The sequence below is a fragment of the Paenibacillus camerounensis genome, assembly GCF_000723885.1.
Classification (GTDB): domain Bacteria; phylum Bacillota; class Bacilli; order Paenibacillales; family Paenibacillaceae; genus Paenibacillus_AQ; species Paenibacillus_AQ camerounensis.
The window spans coordinates 1-599 of the sequence record NZ_CCDG010000149.1 but is presented as its reverse complement, the minus strand read 5'-3'; the positions used below and the strand labels follow the sequence as shown (position 1 = coordinate 599).

Below are 599 nucleotides of genomic sequence, written 5' to 3'. Positions count from 1 at the left end.
TCGTAGATTGTATCCTGCCCGTAGCCCTTCCCGAACACATACGTGTCATTGCCGTTGTAGCTCGATGATCCGTTTGCACTCAGCCGGTCCCCGTACAGCTTGTCGTCTCCGCTTCCTCCATCCAGCACATCGTCTCCGCTGCCTCCGTACAGGGTATCGTTGCCGGCCAGACCCCGCATCCAGTCTGCATAGCCGTCCACTCCATACAACACGTCATTGCCTTCCGTACCTTCGGTAATCACTTTGGATTCCAGTTTGCTTTGAGTCCATACCGTTCCGTCTGCGAACGTCACCCGCTCCACTTTGTATGCGGAGCCCTTGAAGTACGAGTTCACCCGGATTTTCTCGCCTGTCTCCCGGATGCGGATCATCAGGTCCATGTTATCCTGCATTACATCCACTTCCTCCGGGTTCACCAGCATCTGGATCGTATCCACATAGCCGCTGGCTGCATCGTAGTCGTAGATTGTATCCTGCCCGTAGCCCTTCCCGAACACATACGTGTCATTGCCGTTGTAGCTCGATGATCCGTTTGCACTCAGCCGGTCCCCGTACAGCTTGTCGTCTCCGCTTCCTCCATCCAGCACATCGTCTCCGCT

General features: G+C 55.6%; 1 protein-coding gene. It reads right to left on the bottom strand.

Annotated elements, in window-relative coordinates; translation table 11 throughout:
- On the bottom strand, nucleotides 1-599 hold a 599-nt coding region (locus BN3772_RS30415), incomplete at both ends, for a calcium-binding protein (protein ID WP_042204531.1).